24 protein-coding genes and 1 tRNA gene are annotated in these 21,437 nt (G+C 71.4%); 12 read left to right on the forward strand and 13 right to left on the reverse strand.

The genetic code is table 11. The features are described 5' to 3' along the window. From Plo01_RS24595 to Plo01_RS24630, 8 genes are all read left to right on the forward strand, one after another. Positions 1-240, forward strand: a 240-nt coding sequence (locus Plo01_RS24595; RefSeq protein WP_203893050.1) for an SAM-dependent methyltransferase, incomplete at its 5' end; no start/stop codon positions are given. A gap of 172 nt (positions 241-412) precedes the next feature. After that, positions 413-991 (forward strand): sugar O-acetyltransferase, encoded by a 579-nt coding sequence (locus Plo01_RS24600; protein ID WP_203893078.1) that lies wholly within the window; start codon positions 413-415, stop codon positions 989-991. 147 nt (positions 992-1,138) lie between these two features. After that, the gene (locus tag Plo01_RS24605; protein ID WP_203893051.1) at positions 1,139-1,951 is read left to right on the forward strand and encodes a class I SAM-dependent methyltransferase; all 813 of its coding nucleotides are present in this window, start codon (positions 1,139-1,141) and stop codon (positions 1,949-1,951) included. A gap of 135 nt (positions 1,952-2,086) precedes the next feature. Then, the gene (locus Plo01_RS24610; RefSeq protein WP_444980769.1) at positions 2,087-2,743 is read left to right on the forward strand and encodes an RNA polymerase sigma factor; all 657 of its coding nucleotides are present in this window, start codon (positions 2,087-2,089) and stop codon (positions 2,741-2,743) included. Further along, positions 2,736-4,004 (forward strand): hypothetical protein, encoded by a 1,269-nt coding sequence (locus tag Plo01_RS24615; protein ID WP_203893052.1) that lies wholly within the window; start codon positions 2,736-2,738, stop codon positions 4,002-4,004. Before Plo01_RS24610 ends, Plo01_RS24615 begins: the two co-directional genes overlap by 8 nt. Positions 4,005-4,183: 179 nt before the next feature. Next, entirely contained in the window at positions 4,184-5,866 is a 1,683-nt protein-coding gene (locus Plo01_RS24620) for a heparinase II/III domain-containing protein (protein WP_239316965.1), read from the forward strand. A 101-nt stretch (positions 5,867-5,967) separates the two neighbouring features. Beyond that, the gene (locus Plo01_RS24625) at positions 5,968-6,849 is read left to right on the forward strand and encodes a hypothetical protein (protein WP_203893053.1); all 882 of its coding nucleotides are present in this window, start codon (positions 5,968-5,970) and stop codon (positions 6,847-6,849) included. Between the two features lie 68 nt (positions 6,850-6,917). Beyond that, complete coding sequence (locus Plo01_RS24630; protein ID WP_203893054.1) at positions 6,918-7,649, forward strand: DUF7873 family protein; 732 nt, start codon at positions 6,918-6,920, stop codon at positions 7,647-7,649. Positions 7,650-8,131: 482 nt separating this feature from the next. Here Plo01_RS24630 and Plo01_RS24635 read toward each other — a convergent pair whose 3' ends face one another. From Plo01_RS24635 to Plo01_RS24685, 11 genes are all read right to left on the reverse strand, one after another. Beyond that, positions 8,132-8,620: a hypothetical protein gene (locus tag Plo01_RS24635; protein ID WP_239316968.1), complete on the reverse strand. Its 489-nt coding sequence runs from the start codon at positions 8,618-8,620 to the stop codon at positions 8,132-8,134. Between the two features lie 113 nt (positions 8,621-8,733). Then, on the reverse strand, positions 8,734-9,927 hold the full coding sequence (locus tag Plo01_RS24640; protein WP_239316970.1) for an ABC transporter permease: 1,194 nt from the start codon (positions 9,925-9,927) through the stop codon (positions 8,734-8,736). Beyond that, positions 9,924-11,111 (reverse strand): ABC transporter permease, encoded by a 1,188-nt coding sequence (locus tag Plo01_RS24645; RefSeq protein ID WP_203893055.1) that lies wholly within the window; start codon positions 11,109-11,111, stop codon positions 9,924-9,926. Before Plo01_RS24645 ends, Plo01_RS24640 begins: the two co-directional genes overlap by 4 nt. Before the next feature lie 16 nt (positions 11,112-11,127). Beyond that, on the reverse strand, positions 11,128-11,850 hold the full coding sequence (locus Plo01_RS24650) for an ABC transporter ATP-binding protein (protein ID WP_239316973.1): 723 nt from the start codon (positions 11,848-11,850) through the stop codon (positions 11,128-11,130). 24 nt (positions 11,851-11,874) lie between these two features. Beyond that, positions 11,875-12,579 carry a hypothetical protein gene (locus Plo01_RS24655; RefSeq protein WP_203893056.1) on the reverse strand — a complete coding sequence of 235 codons (705 nt, stop codon included), beginning with the start codon at positions 12,577-12,579 and terminating at the stop codon, positions 11,875-11,877. Beyond that, positions 12,576-13,502: an ATP-binding cassette domain-containing protein gene (locus Plo01_RS24660; RefSeq protein WP_203893057.1), complete on the reverse strand. Its 927-nt coding sequence runs from the start codon at positions 13,500-13,502 to the stop codon at positions 12,576-12,578. Before Plo01_RS24660 ends, Plo01_RS24655 begins: the two co-directional genes overlap by 4 nt. Further along, positions 13,499-13,861 (reverse strand): GntR family transcriptional regulator, encoded by a 363-nt coding sequence (locus tag Plo01_RS24665; protein ID WP_203893058.1) that lies wholly within the window; start codon positions 13,859-13,861, stop codon positions 13,499-13,501. Before Plo01_RS24665 ends, Plo01_RS24660 begins: the two co-directional genes overlap by 4 nt. A 215-nt stretch (positions 13,862-14,076) precedes the next feature. Next, positions 14,077-15,306, reverse strand: a complete 1,230-nt coding sequence (gene efeB, locus Plo01_RS24670) for an iron uptake transporter deferrochelatase/peroxidase subunit (protein WP_239316976.1) — start codon at positions 15,304-15,306, stop codon at positions 14,077-14,079. Between the two features lie 9 nt (positions 15,307-15,315). Beyond that, complete coding sequence (gene efeO / locus Plo01_RS24675; protein WP_203893059.1) at positions 15,316-16,452, reverse strand: iron uptake system protein EfeO; 1,137 nt, start codon at positions 16,450-16,452, stop codon at positions 15,316-15,318. Between the two features lie 13 nt (positions 16,453-16,465). Then, complete coding sequence (gene efeU / locus Plo01_RS24680) at positions 16,466-17,305, reverse strand: iron uptake transporter permease EfeU (RefSeq protein WP_239316979.1); 840 nt, start codon at positions 17,303-17,305, stop codon at positions 16,466-16,468. A gap of 283 nt (positions 17,306-17,588) precedes the next feature. Continuing rightward, positions 17,589-18,557 (reverse strand): M56 family metallopeptidase, encoded by a 969-nt coding sequence (locus Plo01_RS24685; RefSeq protein ID WP_203893060.1) that lies wholly within the window; start codon positions 18,555-18,557, stop codon positions 17,589-17,591. Positions 18,558-18,627: 70 nt separating this feature from the next. On the opposite strand from Plo01_RS24685, the gene Plo01_RS24690 reads away from it, so the two are divergent. After that, complete coding sequence (locus tag Plo01_RS24690; protein WP_203893061.1) at positions 18,628-19,059, forward strand: BlaI/MecI/CopY family transcriptional regulator; 432 nt, start codon at positions 18,628-18,630, stop codon at positions 19,057-19,059. Between the two features lie 83 nt (positions 19,060-19,142). Here the strand turns inward: Plo01_RS24690 and Plo01_RS24695 are convergent. Then, positions 19,143-19,216 (reverse strand) — tRNA-Lys (locus tag Plo01_RS24695). Between the two features lie 211 nt (positions 19,217-19,427). Between Plo01_RS24695 and Plo01_RS24700 the strand changes: the two genes are divergently transcribed. After that, the gene (locus tag Plo01_RS24700) at positions 19,428-19,799 is read left to right on the forward strand and encodes a PRC-barrel domain-containing protein (protein ID WP_203893062.1); all 372 of its coding nucleotides are present in this window, start codon (positions 19,428-19,430) and stop codon (positions 19,797-19,799) included. A gap of 220 nt (positions 19,800-20,019) precedes the next feature. On the opposite strand, the gene Plo01_RS24705 is transcribed toward Plo01_RS24700, so the two are convergent. Further along, positions 20,020-20,616, reverse strand: coding sequence for a nucleotidyltransferase family protein (locus Plo01_RS24705; RefSeq protein WP_203893063.1), 597 nt, complete (start codon positions 20,614-20,616; stop codon positions 20,020-20,022). A gap of 97 nt (positions 20,617-20,713) precedes the next feature. On the opposite strand from Plo01_RS24705, the gene Plo01_RS24710 reads away from it, so the two are divergent. Together Plo01_RS24710 and Plo01_RS24715 are read left to right on the forward strand one after the other, a co-directional pair. Beyond that, positions 20,714-21,190 (forward strand): DUF6328 family protein, encoded by a 477-nt coding sequence (locus Plo01_RS24710; protein ID WP_239316981.1) that lies wholly within the window; start codon positions 20,714-20,716, stop codon positions 21,188-21,190. A 25-nt stretch (positions 21,191-21,215) separates the two neighbouring features. After that, positions 21,216-21,365 carry a GPGG-motif small membrane protein gene (locus tag Plo01_RS24715; protein ID WP_175593845.1) on the forward strand — a complete coding sequence of 50 codons (150 nt, stop codon included), beginning with the start codon at positions 21,216-21,218 and terminating at the stop codon, positions 21,363-21,365. Positions 21,366-21,437: the final 72 nt, after the last annotated feature.

Raw genomic sequence — 21,437 nt, forward strand, 5'->3', positions numbered from 1 at the left:
ATTCACGCCGGGTACCTCTCGACGGAGGACCAGGCCAGGGCCACGGGCGCCTACCGTTCCACCAACGCCGGTTCCATCACCACCCGCACCCCCGCCCATCTGGACGTCTACACCCAGGGGCTTGAGGTGCTCGACCCCGGAATCGTCCCCGTCCAGTCCTGGCGCCCGGAGTTCGAAGAGGACGCCGTCCCCGACTTCACCAAGCCCGGCATCATCGGGGTGGTCGCCAAGGCGCCGTGATCGTTTTGAGGGACGCCGAGACATCTCCAGCAAGTGACCGAGTCGCTCACGCATCACCTCCGAGCCGCCGACTCCCCGCCTCGGTCCGGCCGGCACGATCGCGATCACGGGATTCCGAGAAAACTCCGTCCCTTTAGTGTGATCGGACCCCTTCGTGCGCACATCCGTACGCATGACCGACTTCTTCGCCGGGGACCCGCGTACCAACCGCGAGCGCATGCTCGCCGGTGACCTCTACATCGCCGACGATCCCGAGATCGAGGCCGCTCTCAAGCGCGCCGCCCTCCTGGCCCACCGGTACGGCGAGCTCTACGTGACCGACCACGAGGCGGCCCGCGCCGTTCTGAAGGAGCTGCTCGGCTCGGTCGCCCCGGACGTCCACATCCGGCCGCCGCTCCACGTCGACTACGGCTCCCACATCACCATCGGTGCGGGCACGTTCGCCAACTACGGCCTGACCGCGCTCGACGTCGCCCCCATCACCATCGGCGACGACGTGCAGATCGGCCCGAACGTGCAGCTGCTCACCCCCACCCACCCGCTCGATCCCGTACAGCGGCGCGCCAAGCTGGAGGCCGCCGCGCCGATCATGATCGGCGACAACGTCTGGCTGGGCGGCGGCGCCATCGTGCTCGCCGGGGTCACCGTCGGCGCCGACAGCGTCATCGGGGCCGGCGCCGTCGTCACCAAGGACATCCCGGCCGGTGTCGTCGCCGTGGGAACGCCCGCCCGCGTGGTCCGCGACCTGTGACGCCGCCCGCCGCTCGAACGGGAGGCCCCGCTCAGGGATGACCGCCTGCCGCGCCCCGTCCGAGGAGCGATCGCCATGCGTCCGCTCCGCAGACTTCGATCTCCGCTCTCCCTAGACTGGTTCGTGTTTTGGAAGGGAGTGTTCACCTTGAGTAACACCACCGAACTCCAGGAACTCAAGTCACGGCAGCAGAAGACCTGGGCCAGCGGCGACTACAGCAAGATCGCCTGGCTCACCGTGCCCATCGGGGACGTGCTGTGCGAGGCGGTCGACCTGCGGGCGGGCGCGGCCGTCCTCGACGTGGCGACCGGCACCGGACACGTCGCGCTCGCCGCGGCGCGCCGCTTCTGCAAGGTCACCGGCATCGACTACGTGCCCGCCCTCCTCGACCGGGCCGCCCGCCGCGCCGAGGCCGAGGACCTCGACGTCGACTTCCGCGAGGCGGACGCGGAGAACCTGCCGTTCGCGGACGCGTCGTTCGACTACGTGCTCTCCTCGATCGGGGTCATGTTCACCGCCGATCACCAGCGGGCGGCGAACGAGCTGGTCCGGGTCTGCCGGCCCGGCGGGCGCATAGGCGTGGCGAGCTGGACGCCGGCGGGCTTCATCGGCGAGCTGCTCCGGGCGGTGAGCAGCCACGCGCCCCCGCCGCCGGCGGCCCGGCCGCCGACCCGCTGGGGCGAGGAGGGCACGATGCGCGAGCTGTTCGGCGACAGCGTCTCCGCCCTGACGTTCGTCACGGCGGCGGCGACCCAGCGTTTCCCCTCACCGGAGCACTTCGCCGACTTCTTCCTGGCCCACTACGGCCCGACGCTCAAGGCGGCCGAGCGGCTCGACGACGCCGGGCGGCGGGCCTTCCGCGACGACCTGGTCGCCATCGCCGCCAAGTCGAACCGCGTCACGGACGGCACCCTCGTCAGCGACTGGGAGTACCGGATCGCCGTCGCGACCCGGGCCTGACCCTCCCCGCCCCGGTCCGGGCTCACGACCCTCCGGACACAACCTCTCCCATGACCGTGAAAGTGGATCGACGTATCGGGTGATACAGGATGACCGCCGATCCGCTCTCGAGAGGTTGCACATGACGGGGAGACCATCGTGACCGCGATGTCCTGGGCCGCGCGGCCGGTGGAGGACACTCCGCCGGCCGTGACGGAGGCCCGCGGCGTCCGGCCGTCCCTCGCGGAATCCCGGGGAGCGCGATCGTCCTTCGACGATCCCGAGTCGTTCGGCGCGGTCTTCGACACGCACTTCGCGGAGATCCACCGGTATGTCGCCCAGCGGCTCGGCGCCGACCACGCCGAGGACGTCGTCGCCGAGACGTTCCTCGCCGCGTTCCGCAAGCGGGCGCGCTACGACCCGTCCCGCGCCACCGTGCGGGCGTGGCTGTACGGCATCGCCACCAACCTCATCGGCAAGCACCGCCGCCTGGAAGTGCGCACGCTGCGCGCGCTCGGCCGCCACGGCCCGGAGGCCGACGCCCCCGGGCACGAGGAGCGCGTCGCCGTGCGGGTCAGCGCGGAGAGCCTGCGCCCGGACCTGGCGGCGGCCCTGGCCGGGCTCGACCGGCGGGACCGGGACGTGGTGCTGCTCGTCGCCCTGGCCGGGCTGAGCCACGAGGAGATCTCCACCGCCCTGGGCATCCCGTACGGGACCGTCGGCTCCCGGCTGAGCCGGGCCAGGAAGAAGCTGCGCGTCGCGCTCGGCGGCGTCAACCCCATGCTCGACCCCGAGGAGGCCGGCCGTGGATGAGCTGCGGGCGATCCGGGAGCTGTACGGCGAGCCGCAGGCCGACCCGTTCCTGGCGGCCAGGGTCCGGAGACGGCTGGAGGGCGGTTCCCGGCGACGGCGGAGGCTGCCGTGGACGGCGGCCCTGGCGGGTCTCGCCGCCGCCACCGCGGCGGCCACGGTGATCGTGGTCCCGGGGGTGACCGGGCTCGGGCGGGGGCCGGACACGGCCGCGCGGCCCCCGGGGGCGTCCGGGCTCCCCGGTCTGTCCGGGCAGACGGGGGCGCCCGGACAGACCGGGGAGCCCGGACAGACCGGGGAGCCGAGCCGGGGGGCCACGACGCTCGCCGGCCGGTCCATCCTGCTGGCGGCGGCGAGCACGGCGGCCTCGGAGCCCGCGTCGGCGGGTTCCTACTGGCGGGTCAGGAAGCTCTACCGGCAGACGCATCCGGAGCGGCTCGGGCGGGGCGGGAACCGCTACTGGGTGGTGGAGTCGCGACTCACCGAGCAGTGGGTCGCCAGGGACGGCAGGGTCTGGTCCGGTTCCCGGACGCTGGGGGTGTATCCGGCGAGCGCTGCCGACGAGGACGCCTGGCGGCGTGACGGCTCCCCCGCCGAGTGGTCGAGCCAGGGACGCGTGCTGTCCACCTCACCCGAGAAGGGACAGATCAGGGAGGCGACGGGCAAGGTGCCGTTCAGCATGGCCGGCCGGGAGATGACCATGGAGGAGATCCAGGGCCTCCCGGCCGATCCCGCCGCGCTGAAGGAGTGGGTGAGCGCGGCCGTACGGGAGGCAGGGGCGGCGGAGATCACGCTGACGGCCACCGCCGAGCCCACCGCCGAGCCCGCCGGCGGAACGGCGGAGAACACCCCCGGACCGACCGGCGGAACGGCGGAGAACACTCCCGGCGGTTCCCCGGGACCGGACGACGGCCTCATCGCCGACGCGCTCAGCGGCCTGCTGTGGAGCAAGCCGTCACCGCCCGCCGTGCGGGCCGCCGCCTACCGGGCTCTCGCGGAGCTGCCGAACGTCCGCTATCTGGGAGAGTCCACGGACGAGCGGGGGCGCACGGGCGCCGTGTTCTCCTTCACGACGCCCTTCGCGGCGTCCTCCGCGACGCAGGACGCCGCCGTCCAGCGGACGTTGATCATCGATCCCGGCACCTCCCAGGTGCTCTCCTCGACCACCACCGGCCTGCCGGGGGTCAAGGGCGAGCAGGTCGAAGTGGTGCTCGAAGCGGGCTGGACGGACGACGAGCCGTCCCCTCCCGGGCCTCTCCGGTGAGCTGACCGCGGCCGGGCCCCGCGGCCCGGCCGCGCATCCCTTCCTCCGATCTCCCTGAACCGGTCCCTCTTCATCCGGTATCTCCACCGGCCTCCCTTCCTCCGGTCTCCTGCACCGGCTGCCTTCATCCGGTCCGCGGACGCCCGGGGGCCGTCCGCGCCCTTGATTGGAGCAAGCGCTTGCTCAGAAACATCGTGTCCGCGCTCGGCCTGGCGCCGCGCCGACCCGCCGTACCGGCCCGCGTGACCGGTCACGGCTCGGCCCGCACCACCGGCGGCGGCCCGGCCCGCATGACCGGGGACGGTCCGGCCGTCTGCGTGGCCGGGCATTTCCCCGAGGTCAAGGTGCCGGAGGTCATGCGAGGCCGGGTCACGTTCGTCGGCCTGCCTCCCGTCGATCTGGGCACCTCGGGCATCGACTGGCGCCTCGACCCGCACCGCAACCGCTCGTGGGCGCTGAACCTGCACGCGCTGCGCTGGATGGGACGGCTGGTCGTGGAGTACGAGCGCTCGGGGGAACGGCGGTACCTCGACCGCGCCGCCGCCGTCGCCGAGGACTGGGCCCGGAAGAACCCCCGGGGCGGGAACGGCGTCAGCCCCTGGGCCTGGGCCGAGCATCCGGTCGCGCTGCGCGCGCCGGCCCTGGTCTGCCTCAGCGCGCACGTGACGGACCGCTGGCTCCGCGAGAGCCTCGTCACGCACGGCGAGATCCTGGCCGACCCCGCCGGTTACCGGCAGGGACACAACCACGGCCTGGACCAGGACATCGCGCTGCTGCTGGTCGGCGCCCGCCTCGGCCACGACGAGTGGCGGGACCTGGCGCTGCGGCGGATGACCGCCTCGGCGGAGATCGCCATCGACGCGCAGGGCGTGCTGCACGAGCAGGCCCCCCGGTACGGCGTCTACGTGCACCGGCGGCTGGGCGTGGCGCTGGAGGCGATCGAGCGCTGCGGGGCCGAGGTCCCCGCGGGCCTCGCCGCCCGGCGCCGCTCGCTGGAGACCTACGTCAGCCACGCCGTCCAGCCCGACGGCCGCCTGGTGCCGATCGGCGACAGCCCGGCCGGCATGCGCCCGGCGGGTTTCGCGCACGAGGAGGCCACGGTCGGGGTCTTCGACGGCGGCTACGTGTTCGGCAGGACCGCCTGGGACGATCCGGGCGCGGCCCACTACTCGATCAGGTTCGGCCCCGGGCGCAGGCTCCACGGTCACGAGGACCACCTGGGCGTCACCTACCACGCCCAGGGGCGGGACATCCTGGTGGAGGCGGGCTTCCACTCCTACGAGCGCACGCCGTACCGGAAGTGGACCTCCTCCCCCGAGGCGCACAACGTCCCCGTCGTGGTGGGCGCGGACTTCCGGGAGGGTACGGCGACGCGCCTGGTGGGCTCGTCCGTCGCCCCGGCCCGGCAGTCCTTCCGGTTCACCGACGACGCCTACGGGGTCAGCCGCGTCCGTTCGGTGCTGGTCAACCACGGCGCCGACCTGATGGCCGTGCTGGACGCGGTTCCGGCCGGGTCGGCGCTGCGCAGCCTGTGGCACTTCGATCCGGCGCTCACCGTGGTCTCCCGGGAGGAGGGGCGGGTGGTGCTGGCCGACGGGGACTGGCGGGTGACGCTGGTCCAGCTCGCGGCGCCGTCGTGCCGCCCGCTCGGCGGCCAGGCCGTACGGCCCGGCGTGATCTCGACCGGCTACCTCAAGACGGCGGAGGCCGTGACGGTGCTCTCTCCGGCGGCGCGGGCCGTACTGACCCTGATCGTGCCCGGGACCGCGGACCCGGAGGTCGCCTTCTCCGAGCGGAACGGCGAGGTGACCGTCCGCACCCCCGGCGGCCCCGTCTCCTTCCCGCCCTCGCTCGGCCTGTAGATCACGGCGACGCCCCGGCGGCGCGAGATGAGTACGCGTACTCAGCCGGAACCGGGTACTCGCGATCCTGTTCATACACTTTCGTGCCTGATTATTCACATATGAGAACAATGACGTCCTGGGCCGTCGCCGGCCGGGGCGCCCTGATCGGCACGGTCGTCGGGGCCGTGGAGGGTGTGATCTGGTGGCACGCCGAGGGCATCGCCATCATCCACCTGTTCCTGATGCTGCTCGTGCCCGTGCCGCTGAGCGCGATGCTGGCCGCGGGCCTCCGGCCGCCCCGGTGGTGGGCGACCGCGCTGGCCGGGCCGCTCGTCTTCGCGCTCCTGGTCCAGACCCTGAACGCCCTCCTTCCCAGCCACTCCCCTCCCGAGCTGCCCAAGGCGTTCTACGCCCTCCCGTTCGTCCTCGCCGGGACCGTCGGCTACGCGGCGGTGGCCTGGATCGCCGCCGGCCGCCGGACGTGGCGGCCGAGGATCGCGGTGGCCGCGGCGCTGTCCGTCCTCGTCGCCGTCATCCTGCAGGGGCGGGCCGCGATCGCCGACTGGCACGAGGAGCGGGCGATAGCGGGCCTGGGCCTCACCCTCCTCGGCCTCGACGCGCACGCCTACCAGGCCAACTGGTCCGCCGTCTGGCGGGATCTCGACGAGGGGGACGTCCCCGACGCGCTCAACATGGAGTACGAGCCTCGCGGCGTCGCCGGAACCGCCGACGTCAGGCTCGTCGGCGTCATGCTCGTCCCCGCCTCCTGGGGCAGCGCGCAGGACCTGTGCGCGCGGCCGTCCGTCACGCAATCCCGGCAGACCTGCCGTCCGCTCCCCGGGAACCGCTGGCTGCGCGCCGACGAGCACAGGCAGTTCTCCGTGACCGCCCAGCGGGAGGACACCCTGATCGAGGTCAGCGCCCCGTCCGAGGCCGAGGCGCTCACGGTCCTCGCCGATCTTCGCCCGGTGACCGCGGAGACCGTGGCGGGCTACCGCTGACCGCCGACACTCCGGACATATCGCAATAATCGGATGTGGCGTGTCACGGCATGATCTAGTCTCATGCCGTGACCAAGCTCAACCAGATCCTCGCCGTGGAGAAGGGCGTCAAATCCGACGTCCAGCGCAAGGTGACCGACGCGTATCACACGATTCAGAAGACGCCCCTGCTGTCCGGAATCGCGCGGTCCTACCAGCCGATCGACGACGAGGGCGAGCAGCTCCCGCCCGAGTCGACCAGGGTCCAGGTCCAGGTCGAGGCCGTTCTCAAGGACGTCAGCACCACCCTGTCCCGGCTGTTCGACGTCACCGCGACGAAGGACTGGGCGAACTGCACGGCCAAGGCCGACGTCACGGTCGACGGGACCGTCCTGCTGTCCGGCGTGCCGGTGACGTACCTGCTGTTCCTGGAGAAGCAGCTCGTCGACCTGCACACGTTCGTCTCCAAGCTGCCGACGCTCGACCCGTCCGAGGCCTGGACGCTGGACGAGAACACCGACTCCTGGCGCACCGAGCCGGTCAAGACGACCCGCACCAAGAAGGTCCCCCGCAACCACGTGCTGGCCGAGGCGACCGACAAGCACCCCGCGCAGGTGCAGGTCTACAACGAAGACGTCGTCGTCGGCTACTGGACCAAGGTGTCGTTCTCGGGAGCGCTGCCGCAGCGGCGCGTCAACGAACTCCTGACCAGGGTGCAGAAGCTGCAGGACGCGGTGAAGTACGCCCGTGAGGAGGCCAACGGCATCGAGGTCACCGATCGCCGGATCGGTGAGGCCGTGTTCGGCTACCTGTTCGGGTAGCCCCGAAGACCCCCGTCCCGGAGTGGACGGGTGCGCGAGGAGCGCAAGCTGAAACTGAAGGTCAGCCTGAACGACGGTGACAGCGGAGGTTCGACTCCTCCCCCGGGCACGACGGGCCCGGGTAGCCCAACTGGCAGAGGCAGCCGGTCAAACTCAGACTCTCGCTCCAGAATCAGCATCGCCGTCGAGCGCCGGATCGACCGAGGTGGACTGTGATCGCTGAGATGCCGGTTCGAGTCCGGCTCGATGCTCTCATCATGCATCGGTAGTTCAATGGCAGAGCGCAGCGTCGTTACGACTGATCCACTCTCTTAAACGCCGCCGGCGCCACGATATGACGGTATCGAAGACCCCCGGGGACACGGATAGGTTCCCGGGGGTCGCTCCTTCTCCGGCGGGCCCCGGCCCAGGAGATCGCCGGGCGGGGACCTTCCCGCGCGCCCGGAGACGAACACGACCGGACACCACCGCCCACCGGGAGATCAGGGCAGCACGTAGCACTCGACCTCGGCCCGGCGGGACGGCAGGCCGCCCGCGGCCGCGGTCCCGGCGCACTCCCGTTCCCGCTCGCTGAGCGGGAGGGTTCCGCACACGCTGACCCCGGAGTACGTCCGGCAGTCCAGGGAGGGGTTCTCCTTCCCCACGCGGTAGCCGCGCTCGGCCGCCGAACGGCATCGCTCGCGCAGTTCCGCCGTGTCGGCGTACCGGCACTGGTCGAGCAGGACGCGGTACTGCGCCGGGCTCACCTCGATCGGGGCTCCGGCCGGGGCCTCCCCCGCCCGCGCCGTCCCGGCCGGGTTCACCTCGGCCCGGCTCGCGCGGACCGTGCCCTCACCGGCCGGACCCGTTCGCGCCGTGCTCCCCGCCGGCCCCGCGGGCGCCTGTGCCACCGGCGTCCCGGTCGTGACACCGCATCCGGCAGCCGCGACCGATGCCGCGGCCAGCGCCGCCGCGCAGATGAACACCCTCATATCGCCCCCCGCCTCACCGTAGCCCGAAAACGGTCATATCCCCGGAAAGGCCACGTATCGCTTGAGTAGTCCGGCCACGTGAGCGGTCCGGCGGTACGGGAGCCGTCCGGCGGCTACGACGTCAGCGCGCGGCGCAGCCGCAGGCCGCCGGAGGCGAGAAGGACCGCGGCGTAGACGGTCAGCGCGCCCAGCTGCGGCAGGATCGCCGTCACCGTGGCGCCGTGCCGCACCAGCTCGGCGAAGCCCTCGTACCCCCAGGCGTGCGGGGTGAGGTGCGCCAGCGTCCGCATCGTCGGGCCGAACGACTCCAGCGGCATCATCGATCCGCCGAGCGCGGCCAGGCCGAGCCCGAGGATCAGCGCGATCGCGGCGGGCGGTCCCGGCGTGCGGAACAGGGAACCGAGCAGCATCGCGGCGCCCCCGCCGACCAGGGAGAAGACCACGAGCAGGGCGGCGGCGCCCAGCGGGTCGCCCCACTCCACGCCGAACAGCAGGGCCGAACCCAGCATGATCAGCAGTCCCTGGGCCAGGGCGATGACGATCCTGCCCAGCGCCTCGCCGAGCACGATGGTCCGCACCGGGGTCGGGCTCGCGTACATCCGCCGTGACACCCCCAGCATGCGGGTCTCCACGAGACCTACCGCCGCGGTCAACGAGGTGAGGAAGACGAACATCAGCAGCAGCGGCGGGGCGGAGATCGCGAACGCGCCGAGTCCTTCGGGGAAGACCGCGTCGCCGGTGGTGGTGGTCCGCACCTCGATCCCGGGCACGGAGGAGGTCTCCGCCGCCCGGAGGACCTCGCCGAAGGAGCCCGCGCCCCGGGCCGCGCCGAACTGCGCGGCCCGGACGAGCGCCGCCTCCTCCGCCACGACCGAGCGCGTCCACATCGCGACGTCCTGGGCGTTCAGATCGTCCGGGCGGACGAGGGAGCGGAGCTCGACCGGACGCCCGGCCGCGAGGTCGGCGTCGTAGCCGCCGGGGACCACCAGCCCGGCGTTCACCCGCCCGCGCTCGACCGCGAGGCGCAGATCCTCCTCGCCGCCGACCCGCTCCACGGTGATGCGCGGCCCGGAGCCGAGCGCGGCGACCAGGCGACCGGCCAGCGGGCCGGCCCCGTCGGCCGCCACCCCCAGCCTGAGCTGCTGCCCGCCGCCGGACAGCTGCCCGATCACCAGGATCAGCAGGAACGGCGCGACGATCACGAAGAAGATGTTCGTCCGGTCCGTGAAGACCCGGCGCAGGTTGAGCAGCGCGATGGACGTCACCGCGGGCACCGTGGCGGGCATCGCGATCGGCGGGGTCTTCATGCGCGGGCCACCCTTCCCAGCCGGGCCAGGGCCACCGGGATGCCGACCGCCGCGAAGCCCAGCAGGACGGCGACGGGCAGCGCCACGGAGCCGCCTCCGCGCAGGTCGGCCAGCCCCTCCAAGAACCAGTGGTGCGGACTCGCCTGACTGAGCACGGCGAGCCCGCCCAGCTGCCCCACCGGGAAGAACGCCCCACCGGCGATGCCGAGCGCGGTCGCGGCGACCGACTGCCAGTTGGCGGCCTGCTCCGCGGTCCGGGCGAACGTCGCCACCGCGGCCATCAGCCCGGTCGCGGCGAGCACGACCGCTGCCACCAGCGCGGCGACCCCGGCGGGATCGCCCCAGCGGGCGCCCAGCAGCAGGCTGGAGGCGACGACGAGGATCACCATCCCGATCAGCGCGGTCAGCGCGCCGCCGAGCAGCTTCGCCGCCATGACCACGGGTCCGCGGACCGGCGCGGCCATGATCCTGGCCAGCATGCCCGAGGCGCGCTCGGCGAAGATGCCGCTCACGCAGATCAGGACGGCGAAGAACAGGAAGAAGACGGCCGTGCCCGCGGCGTGGTAGGTCCCGGTGTCGAGCTGCCTGACGGACAGGGACGCGTCCTGCCGAACCCGGATCGGCTCCGGCAGGGCACGCAGTTCCGGTACCGCCCGCGGACCGGCGCCCGCCACGGCGAGGGCGAGGCGCTCGCCCCGCTCGGCCGCGGCGTAGGACTCGGCGAGCTCCCGGGCGACCTGCACGGCGACGGGCGCGTCGACGCTGCCGATCACCTCGATCGACGCGGGACCCGTTGTCCCGGGCGACACGGGATCCGTCGCCCCGGGCGACGCGGGATCCGTCGTCTCTGCCGGCGGGAGATTCGCGACGGAGGACGGTCCGGGGCTCCCGGCGAAGACCGCGTCGAGTTCGCCGCGCCCGGTCAGCTCCCTGCCCTCCTCAGCCGAGGCGACCTGGCGCAGCCGTACACGACCGGCCGCCTCCATCGGACGCAGCACCCGTTCGGTGAAGGCGGGCAGGCCGACGACGCCGTAGCGGGCGTCGAGCCGCTGCGCGGACCCGCCCATGACCAGGTTGAGCAGGAAGGCCATGCCGAGCGGGAGCGCCACGGCGTAGATGAGCAGCGTTCCGTCCCGCAGCCGCTGCCGCAGGTCCTTCCGCAGGATGAGCATGAGCGCGCGCATCGTCCCACTCCCCGCCTCAGTCCCTCAGTTCTCTGCCGGTCAGCTGCAGGAAGGCCGCCTCGAGGTCGGGCGCGCCCAGCTCGTCCGGTCTGCCCTCGGCCAGCATCCGGCCGTGGTCGATGATCCCCACCCGGTCGCAGAGCCGCTGCGCCTCCTCCATGTAGTGCGTGGTGTAGAGCACCGCGGTGCCGTCGCCGGCCAGGCGCCGCACGCTGTCGAGGATGGAGGTGCGGCTCTGCGGGTCGACCCCCGCGGTGGGCTCGTCGAGCACCAGCAGCCGCGGCCGGTTGAGCAGGCCGATGCCGATGTTGAGCCGGCGGGACATGCCGCCGGAGTACTTCCCCGCCGCCTCGCCGGCCCGGTCGGCCAGACCGACGATCTCCAGGACCTCGCCGATCCTGCGCCGGGCCTCGGACCCGCGGATGCCGTACAGCCCGGCGAAGAACCTCAGGTTCTCCCGCGCGGTCAGGTCCGGGTAGACGGCGAGCTCCTGGGGGACGTACCCGATCAGGGACTTCGTGGCCCTGCCCGCGGTGTCGTGCGGCCGCCCGGCGATCCGCACCTCCCCCGCGTCACGGGCCAGGACCCCGACCACCATGGAGATCGTGGTGGTCTTGCCCGCGCCGTTCGGGCCGAGCAGGCCGTACGTCTCGCCCTCCCGTACGGCGAAGCCGACGCCGTCGACGACGAGTCGATCCTTGTAGCTCTTGCGCAATCCGACGACTTCCAGGACCGGCACGGCGGCCTCCCTTCAGCGGTTCGGTCAGGTGAGCCTGTTGCGGAGCGGGACGTCACGGATGATCGCCCAGGTCATCGCCAGGCCGAGCAGGAAGCAGCCGGCCCCGGTCGCCAGGGTCGTCGCGACGGCCGGAGAGGAGGCGACGCCCAGCGGCATCTGGATGAAGGGCAGGCGGAGCTCCGCGCCGACGGCCGCCTCGCCCAGGACGACCAGCCCGATGCCGAACGGGATCGAGAGCAGTCCGCCGCCCTGCCAGCGGTAGAACGCCGCCCCCATGAAGGTCCCCGCGACGATCCAGGCGAGGAACTCGACGAGGTACTCGGCGAAGACCAGCGGCACCTGGGTCGGTGAGGCGAACAGGTGCGGCCTGGCCAGTTCCTGCGTCCAGCCGGCCACGTCGTACAGGAGCGTCTCCAGCAGGTAGCCCACGGCGAGCAGGGCGGACAGGGCGGGCGCGTACAGGGCGACGGTCACCGCCGCCTGCGCGCCGAACTGCCTGCGGGTCTGCCCGTGCGCGATGTAGAGCGGGAGGAACTCCCGGATCAGGGCGACGCCGACGAACAGCGCGAACCAGCGGGGCACCTGCGTCGCGCCCTCCCACACGCTCCTGTCGAGCGTTCCGAAGATCGCGATGCAGATCGTGATCAGCGTCGTGACCGCGTAGAAGGCCGCCCAGAGGATCGCGGCGAAGTAGATCTGGGCGGCGAGCAGGCGGCTGGGGAATCTCATCGGGCGTCTCCAGACGGGTTCGCGGAGGCGTCCGCGGCCGGTGCGGCGGGTGCGGCGTCCCCGGAGGCTTCGGTGAGGTGGATGAACAGGTCCTGCATGGCGATCGGGCCGAGTTCGAGCCCGGCCTCGCGGGCCTTCCTGCGCATGGCCTCGTCGAGGTCGCCGTAGACCATCACCGAGGCGGTCGGGCCCAGCCGCTTGGCGCCCAGGACGGTGAGCCCGGCGGTGAACGCCTCCACCTGACCGGCGGTCCCGGTGACGGAGGTGCCGCGCGACAACAGGGTCTGGCTCTCCTCGTGCAGGACCAGCCTGCCCCTGTCGATGATCACGACCTCCTCGAACAGCGAGCTGTACTCCTCGATCAGGTGGGTGGAGAGGATGATCGTGCGCGGGTGCTCCATGAAGTCGGCGAGCAGCGCGTCGTAGAAGGCGTAGCGGGACGGCGCGTCCATGCCCAGGTAGGACTCGTCGAACATGGTCAGCGGTGACCTGCCGGCCAGCCCGACCACCACGCCCAGCGCCGAGCGCTGGCCCTTCGACATCTCCTTGACCTTCATGTTCCGCCGCAGGGCGAACCGGTCCAGCAACTCGCCGGCGTAGGCGGCGTCCCAGCGGGGGCGCAGCCACTCGGCGAAGTAGAGGGCGTCCTCGACCTTGTCGATGTCGATCGTCTCGCCCGCGTCCCGGATCAGGCAGATCTCCCGGGTGACCTCGGAGTTCTCGAACACCGGCCGCCCGCCGACCCGGACCGTGCCCCCGGACTCCCTGCGGAAGCCGGCCAGCACCGACATCAGGGTGGTCTTGCCCGACCCGTTCCGCCCCAGCAGCCCGTAGATCTTGCCGCCGTCGAGCGAGAAGGTCATGTCGTCGACGGCCCGGACGTCGCCGTAGTTCACCCGCAGGCCGCTGACCTCGATGTTCATCGGTTCCTCTCCAGCTCGTCGATGCGCTTGACGATGTCGCCCAGCGGGATCCCGATCGCTTTCGCCTCGGCCACCATCGGGTCGACCACGTCGGCGAAGAAGCGCTCCCGGCGCCGCGCCCGCAACTCGTCCCGGGCGGCCGGACTGACGAACATCCCGATACCTCGTTTCTTGTAGAGAACCCCTTCGTCGACCAGCTGCTGGAACGCCTTGGCCGCCGTGGCCGGGTTGATCCGGTAGAACGCGGCGTACTGGTTGGTCGACATGACCTGCTCGTCGCCCTGCAACGCCCCGCTCAGCACGTCGGCTTTGATCCGGTCGGCGATCTGCCGGTAGATCGGGCTGCGGTCGTCGAACATCGCACCTACTTCGTTGGTTCATTACTCATGCAATGAACCATAGAAGGACGGCGGGCACGCGTCAACGGCCTTCCGTACGGGATCACGGCACCGTACGGAAGGCGTCAGAGAGCACGGCTGTGCGGGCGGCCGGGGGCGGGCCGACCCGGGGGTGTGCAACGGCCCGGGCGATCAGGCCAAAGGGCGCGGCCCGGGTAGCGGAACGGCCCGGGCGATCAGGCGAACAGAGCCCGGCCCCAGTAGTCGCCCGCGTCCTCCACCCCGGGCGGGCAGGCGAACAGGCCGCTGGAGATGTGCTTGATGTACTCGTTGAGCGGGTCGGCCTTGGCCAGGCTCATCTGCACGGGCACGAACTGCTTGCGCGGATCGCGCTGGTAGGCGATGAAGAAGAGCCCGGCGTCCAGCCTGCCGAGGCCGTCGGAGCCGTCGACGTAGTTGTAGCCGCGGCGCAGCAGGTGCGCGTCGCCGTGCGCCGAGGGATGCGCCAGCCGTACGTGCGCGTCGGGTCTCATCGCCGCCAGGTCGACGGGGTCGAACTCGTTCTTCCTGCCCACCGGCGCGCCCTCGCCCTTGCTGCGGCCGAAGATGTCCTCCTGCTCCCGGAGCGAGGTGCGGTCCCAGGTCTCGATGGTCATGCGGATCTTCCTGGTCACCAGGTAGCTGCCGCCCGCCATCCAGTCGGCGCCGTCCTGGGGCGCGGCCCAGAGCTGCTCGCGCAGCAGGGCGGCGTCCTCCAGCTTCATGTTGTTGGTGCCGTCCTTGAAGCCCATGAGGTTGCGCGGGGTGGCCTGGGCGCGGGAGGTGGAGGAGGTACGGCCGAAGCCGAGCTGCGACCAGCGCACCGAGACCCTGCCGAAGCCGATCCTGGCCAGGTTGCGGATGGCGTGCACGGCCACCTGCGGGTCGTGGGCGCACGCCTGCACGCAGATGTCACCGCCCGAGATCTCCGGGACGAGCTGGTCGCCGGGGAACTTCGGCAGGTCCGCCAGGGCCGGGGGGCGCCTTCCGGCCAGCCCGAAGCGGTCGTCGAACAGCGAGGGCCCGAAGCCGATCGTCAGCGTCAGCCCCGAGGCGGGCAGGCCGAGCGCCTCGCCGGTGTCGTCGGGCGCGGCCTCGGCGGAGCCGCCGACGGCGCCGAAGGTCCCCGCCTCCCGGCCCTGGGTGAGCCGGGCCGCGGCGGCCGTCCACTCCTGCAGGAGGTCGACGAGCTCGGCCTTCTCGTCGGTGGTGACGTCGAAGGCGGCGAAGTGCAGCCTGTCCTGCGCGGGAGTGACGATGCCCGCCTGGTGCCCGCCGTAGAAGGGGACGGGGTCGGAGGCGGAGGAGGCGTGCGCGACCGGCGGCTCCTGCAGCAGCGAGTGGGCGGCGATCGCACCGGCCCCCGCCGCCGCGATCCCGGCCGCGCCCAATCCGAACATCTTCCTGCGACTCATCGGCTCGCTCACGGCAGCCCCCTACTCGGCCACGATGGGCGCGATCCTGCTGATCGGCTCGGCCAGCGCGTTGATCACGTCGGAGAGCTGCTTCAGCTCCTCCTTGGACAGCTCGTCGTGCAGCCGCCAGCCGTCGCCCTTCTGGTGCGCGCCCAGCTCGGCCTCGGCGGCGGCGAACTTCTCGTCCAGGGTCTTGACCAGGTCGGGGGCACGCTCCTCCAGCACCGGGCGCAGCGACTGGACGGCGGCCTTGGAACCCTGGAGATTGGCGGCGAAGTCCCACAGATCGGTGTGCGACCAGATGTCCTCCTCGCCGGTGATCTTTCCGGTGGCGACCTCGTCGAGCAGCTCCTTGGCCCCGTTGGCCAGGTTCAGCGGGGTCAGCTCGGCGGCGTTGGCCTTCTCCACGATGGTCTTGACGTCGGCGATCAGCTTGTCGGCGACGGGGCCGTCCTCGCTGACGTCCTTGGTGATCCAGAGATCCTTCTCGATCTTGTGGAAGCCGGTCCACTCCTCACCCTCGGCCAGGTCGGCCTCGCGGGCGTCGATGGCGGGGTCGAGGTCGCCGAAGATCTCCGCGACCGGCTCGATGCGCTCCCAGTAGGTGCGCGAGACCGGGTAGAGCGCCTTGGCCTTGTCGATCTCGCCGGCCTTGACCGCGTCGACGAACTCCTGCGTCTTGACCAGCAGGGTGTCGCTCTGGCTCTTGACGTAGCGCTTGTAGCTGGCGGTGGCCTCGGCGAGCTTGGCGTCGGCGTTCAGCGGCCTGTGCTCGCCGGTGACGGTCAGCGGATTGCGGATGCCCTTGCCGACCATGCCGGGCTTGCAGGCCGTCTCGTAGGTTCCGGCGGGGAGTTCGACGACGAGCTCGCGGGTCAGGCCGGGGACGATGTTCTCCACCTCGGCCATGACCCGGTCGCCCGGCGCGTAGACGTAGAACTCGGTGACCTTGCTGCCGCCGTTGGTGACGGCGAAGGTGCTGGTGCCCGCCGCCACCTCGGAGACGGCCACCTTGCACTCGGTGTCGCCGGCGGCGACCGCGACCTTGCCGGGCTTCCGCGCCGCGCCGGAGTCACCCGGAGCGGCGGGCTCGGCCCCGCACGCGGTCAGCGCGGCCAGAGCCAGGGCGCCGGCGGTGAGACGTGCGATAGCAGACATGGATGCTCCTGATTCAGGCCGCGGGCTTTCCGGCTGCGGATGCGGGGGTGGTCTGGGCGCGTGAGGGACGCAGGAAGAAGTAGAGGGTGGGGATCAGGTAGGCGGCCCAGGCGACGGTCTCCAGGACGCTGGGCTGGGGGGTGATGTTGAGCGTCCCGGCCAGCAGGGTGCCGTACCAGGAGTCGGCGGGCAGGACGGCGCCGATGTCGAAGGCGTAGCCGTTCAGGCCGGGCAGGATGGCGGCCTCCTGCAGGTCGTGCACGCCGTACTTGAAGATTCCGGCCGCGACCAGGATGAGCAGCAGGCCGGTCCAGGTGAAGAACGTGGTGAGGTTGATGCGCACCGCGGACTTGTACAGGCCGTAACCGATCGCGACCGAGGTCAGCAGACCCAGGCTGATGCCGATCAGCGGCTGGGCCGAGGTGGTCGCGCCCTGGACGGAGGCGAAGAACAGCAGCGCCGTCTCCAGTCCTTCGCGCGCCACAGCCAGGAAGGCCATGAGGACCACGGCGGCCGAGCCCAGTTCGAGGGCGCCGCCGAGCTTGCCGCGCAGTTCCTCCGACAGCGCGCGGGCGGCCCGCCGCATCCAGAAGATCATCCAGGTGACGAAGACGACGGCCAGCAGCGAAGTGATCGCGTCGAAGAGTTCCTGGCCGGTGTGGCCGAGGTTGGCGGCGGTGAAGGTCAGGACCGCGCCGAAGCCGACCGACAGGGCCACGGCGGCGAGCACGCCGGTCCACACGTGCGGAAGCCTGTCCGTCCGGTCGCTCTTGACCAGGAAGGCGACCAGCACGGAGACGACGAGCGCCGCCTCCAGCCCTTCGCGCAGGCCGATGAGATAGCTGGCGAACACCGTTGCTCCAATGTCGGGAAAGCCTTGACTGAATGAGGGGGGGACGAACGACGGCTCATGCGATCCGCCCGCCGGACGCCACCCCGGGCAGGCCGGCCTCGATCACCGCACCGGAGACATCGGCGTTCCGAGCGAGGAGCACACCGGCCGGAACGCGCACGGGCGGGTTACGGGGGCGGGCACAGCAAGCTCCTCAGGGTCGGCGGAGGAGAGCCCGGAGCCGGGCCCTGCTACATGCTGTAGAAGTTAACATAGGCTCACCTAAGTAAACCAGGCGGGCCGGTCACGGCCAGGAGAGGTGCGCGAACCGCAGCAGTTCCTGCAGGTCGTAGATCGCTTCACCGGTCCACACGACGGTTCCGGCCGCCACCAGAGCCGGGAGCAGGGACAGCAGCGTGCGCGACCGCCCCGTCGGGCGCAGCAGCGCGGCCACCCGCCGGGGAATCACTCCCGGTCCCGCCGCCGGGCCCACCGCGTTCAGAACGTTCGAGGCCGTACCGGGCCGGGCCCCGGCCCGGCGCGCGCGGGTGGCCGCCAGCGACGCCGCGCCGACGGCCCGGGCGACGAGGCGCCGGTCACCTGTCTCGGCCGCCGCCTGCTCGTCGGCGGCCCGCTCCACCAGGAAGCCGACCTGGGCGCCCACCCAGCGCAGCGCGGGGTGCGCGGCGCCGGCCAGTTCGGCGAGCCGCACCAGGCGGTGGTGGGCGCCGGCCAGGTGGGCGCGTTCGTGGGCCAGCAACGCCGCGTACTGCTCGCCGGTCAAGGCCTCGCGCATGCCGGTGGTGACCACCACCCAGCCGGGATCGCGCGGCCTGCCCCGGCCACCCGGAGCACCCGGCACGGCGAAGGCCGTCACCGCGACGTCCTCGACCAGCAGCACGTCACCGTCCGGGCGCGGGAGCAGCCGCGCCGCCCGCAGATCGCGGCGGTGGCGGCGATGCGTCCGCCACAGCGCGACCGACACCGCCGCCAGGAGCAGCAGCGATCCCCACGACACCCACGGGACGCCGGCGGTGTCGTCCCGGACGACCGTGGACGACCAGCCCATCACCCGGCCCACCGCCGGCAGCTCGGCGATCGCCTTGAGGGCGAACACCGCCAGGTTCGCCGTGCTGGCCGCCGCCACCACCGCGGCGGACCAGGCCAGCAGACGGGCGGCCAGCGCGGGCGCGATCCGGCCGGAGACGACGGAGGCCGCCAGCACGATCAGCGGCGGGCTCACCACCACTGACCATACGAAGTGATCGAACACCTGTGCCTCCCGGGTCGTGTGCGGCTTCAGCCTGCCATGAAGTCCGGCGGGCCCCGATAGGGTGTGCACGGTGGACGCAGACCCGGACGATCTCGCCGGTCGGGGTGATTCCCCTGATCGCGGCGAGCGCCGCCGGCCCGGCGGGCTCGAGGCGGTGATCCTCACCGCCCTGCGGGACGCCGGTCGTTCGCTCACCCCCGGCCAGGTCCGGGATCTGATCGCCCCCGAGGGGGGGTTGTCCTACAGCGCCGTCGTCACCACGCTGATCCGCCTGCACAAGAAGCAGGCGGTCACCCGGCGCCGGGAGGGCCGCTCCTACCGCTACGGCGCCCTCGTGGACGCCGCCGGGCTGGTCGCGCAGCGGATGAGCGCGCTGCTCAACGCCGAGGCCGATCACGCCACCGTGCTCCGGCGGTTCGTGCACGAGCTGGACGCGGGCGATGAGGAGCTTCTGCGCCGGTTGCTCACCGACGAGTCCGGCGGGCCGGGCGCGGACCGCTGACCGCCGCCCCCGCGGAGCGGGCCCGGGAGGCCCGGAAACCGAGAAACCCCAGCTCAGCGTAGTGAACTGGGGTTTCCATCGGGTGCGCCGCCAGGGACTCGAACCCCGGACCCGCTGATTAAGAGTCAGCTGCTCTAACCAACTGAGCTAGCGGCGCTTGACCTCGATAAGAGTACCGGACCCCGGGACGTGGTCGGTACATGAGCCGATATATGGCGACTACGAGATGCGAGCCTCACCTGGCGCGGCCCGCACCGGGAAGCCCCAGGCGCGGGCCCCAACCCCAAAGGCAGGAAAAAAATCCGTTTACTCCACTTTGCGCGGGTAGAGGGACCGAGCCCGGAGAACCAACGAAGGGAGATGGAACCATGCAGCCTGAGCTGTGGTCTTACCGTACTGACGTCTACGACGCCACCAAGAGCTTCGACCTCGCTGGATACGACGTCGAAGCGACGGACGGCAAGATCGGATCCGTCGACGAGGCCTCCTACGAGGTCGGCGAGAGCTATCTCGTCGTCGACACCGGTCCGTGGATCTTCGGTAAGAAGGTCCTGCTCCCGGCCAGCACGGTGACGCAGATCGACCCGCAGGAGCGCAAGATCTACGTCGCGCGCACCAAGCAGGAGATCAAGGACGCGCCGGAGTTCGACGAGTCCACCTTCAAGGAGACCTCCTACCGTGACCGGGTCGGCGAGTACTACGGCCGCTTCCCCTACGGGGGCGGCCCGGCCACTTACTGATCCGACAGGGCACGACGAGGGGCCCCGCCGTACGGCGGGGCCCCTCCGCGTTCTCAACACCGCTCCGGCCGGTTCCACCACCGGCCTGACGGAAGTTCCACCACCGGCCTGACGGAAAGGGCGGCCCGGTTCATGAACCGGGCCGCCCTTTCCGCGTCACAGCCTCACAGCCTCACGGCCTCACGGCCTCACGGCCTCACGGCCTCACGGCCTCACGGCCTCACGGCCAGGATGGATCACCCGACGGGTCGACGGGGCCGTTCACCACTCCCAGGCGCTCCAGCAGGGTCAGAAAGGTATACGCGTACGGCGAGGACTGGCTCACCGCCGCGACGCGGTTCCAGTCGACCTGCTCCCGCAGCGCCCGGACCTGGGGAAGCAGGGAACCGTAGTCGCAAGCGTGCTCGGAGAGCGGCAACAACCAGGAGATGACCAGGTCGGTCGCCTCCAGGACGGGCACGATGACGGCGGACGCCTTCAGCGGTTCGGCTCTCTCCAGCAGGGCGGGGGTCACCGGGTTGTCGGCGATACGGAAGATCAGGTCCACCAGCCTGCCCTCGTCATAAGCCTTGACCAGCCAGTCCTCCGGCGGTTTGGCAGTCTCGAACCCCAGGTCCCGCAGGGCTTCCAAGGCGGCCGGCACGTCCTCCTGCGGCAGGACGAAGTCCACGTCGTGCAACGAAGGTGCGGCCCCGCGCGAATAGGCGGCGCATCCCCCGGCCAGCGCGAACCTGATATTGGCGTCCTTGAGTCCGGTACTGGCCCGCTTCAGTGTCTCCAGGATCGCGTCCGTGACCTCGTGACTGTGGCTTCCCATAGCCGAGGATTACCCCCAGGATCGCCCCCTAGTCACCAGGCATATCACCTTAAAGCAGGGGTAATCGACCTAGATGAGTAACCCCTCCGATCCCCGAATGGAAGGACCGCAGCCGGGCGAGAGCCACAAGGAACGGGTCGACCGCGAGCTGACCGAGTTGCTCCAGGGCCTGCGCGTCGCGGTGACAGGCGTGCAGGTCCTGTTCGCCTTCCTGCTGACGGTTCCTTTCTCACCCGGTTTCCAGAAAGTGGACGCCCTCGGCCGCTGGTTGTTCTTCATCGCGTTGATGAGCGCCGCGTTCGCCTCCGTCTGCTTCATCGCCCCGGCCGCCCAGCACCGTCTGCTGTTCCGGAGCGGACTGAAGGAGAGGATGCTCCACGCCGCCAACGGACTGGGCATCGTCGGCGCCGTCTTCCTGGCCGTCTCGATGACCAGCGCGGTGGCACTCGTCACCGAGACGCTCATCGACGGCTGGCCGGCCATCGTGTTCGGCGGCGCCGTCGGGCTGACCGCCGCCTGGTTGTGGTTCATCCAGCCGCTCATCGACCTTTACCGAGCGAAGGACGTTAAATAGCGAATCCTGGGGGCAGTGGCCGTTTATGGCTACATTGCTCTGGATTATCGCAGTCGTCCTCGTCATCGCCGGGATCTACGTGATCCTGGCCCGCCGCGATCTCCTCTGGGGGATCGTCCTGATCGTCCTCGGATTCCTCGTCGGCCCCGGGGGTGTGAGCATCTTCAATGTCTGATGCGAGCATGGCTCGCATCACCTCAAGTCGCCCCGAATTCCAAGTGAGTCCCAGACAAGCGTTAGCGGGCCG

This window comes from Planobispora longispora (genome assembly GCF_016863135.1).
Classification (GTDB): Bacteria; Actinomycetota; Actinomycetes; order Streptosporangiales; family Streptosporangiaceae; genus Planobispora; species Planobispora longispora.

What these genes read in the sequence shown, in the direction of transcription:
- Plo01_RS24700 (WP_203893062.1), top strand. Translation starts at nt 19,428, where the DNA reads ATGCAGCCTGAGCTGTGGTCTTACCGTACTGACGTCTACGACGCCACC.
- Plo01_RS24645 (WP_203893055.1), bottom strand. Translation starts at nt 11,111, where the DNA reads ATGCGCGCGCTCATGCTCATCCTGCGGAAGGACCTGCGGCAGCGGCTG.
- Plo01_RS24710 (WP_239316981.1), top strand. Translation starts at nt 20,714, where the DNA reads ATGGAAGGACCGCAGCCGGGCGAGAGCCACAAGGAACGGGTCGACCGC.
- Plo01_RS24665 (WP_203893058.1), bottom strand. Translation starts at nt 13,861, where the DNA reads ATGTTCGACGACCGCAGCCCGATCTACCGGCAGATCGCCGACCGGATC.
- Plo01_RS24625 (WP_203893053.1), top strand. Translation starts at nt 5,968, where the DNA reads ATGAGAACAATGACGTCCTGGGCCGTCGCCGGCCGGGGCGCCCTGATC.
- efeO (WP_203893059.1), bottom strand. Translation starts at nt 16,452, where the DNA reads ATGTCTGCTATCGCACGTCTCACCGCCGGCGCCCTGGCTCTGGCCGCG.
- Plo01_RS24660 (WP_203893057.1), bottom strand. Translation starts at nt 13,502, where the DNA reads ATGAACATCGAGGTCAGCGGCCTGCGGGTGAACTACGGCGACGTCCGG.
- Plo01_RS24655 (WP_203893056.1), bottom strand. Translation starts at nt 12,579, where the DNA reads ATGAGATTCCCCAGCCGCCTGCTCGCCGCCCAGATCTACTTCGCCGCG.
- Plo01_RS24635 (WP_239316968.1), bottom strand. Translation starts at nt 8,620, where the DNA reads ATGAGGGTGTTCATCTGCGCGGCGGCGCTGGCCGCGGCATCGGTCGCG.
- Plo01_RS24600 (WP_203893078.1), top strand. Translation starts at nt 413, where the DNA reads ATGACCGACTTCTTCGCCGGGGACCCGCGTACCAACCGCGAGCGCATG.
- Plo01_RS24705 (WP_203893063.1), bottom strand. Translation starts at nt 20,616, where the DNA reads ATGGGAAGCCACAGTCACGAGGTCACGGACGCGATCCTGGAGACACTG.
- Plo01_RS24715 (WP_175593845.1), top strand. Translation starts at nt 21,216, where the DNA reads ATGGCTACATTGCTCTGGATTATCGCAGTCGTCCTCGTCATCGCCGGG.
- Plo01_RS24640 (WP_239316970.1), bottom strand. Translation starts at nt 9,927, where the DNA reads ATGAAGACCCCGCCGATCGCGATGCCCGCCACGGTGCCCGCGGTGACG.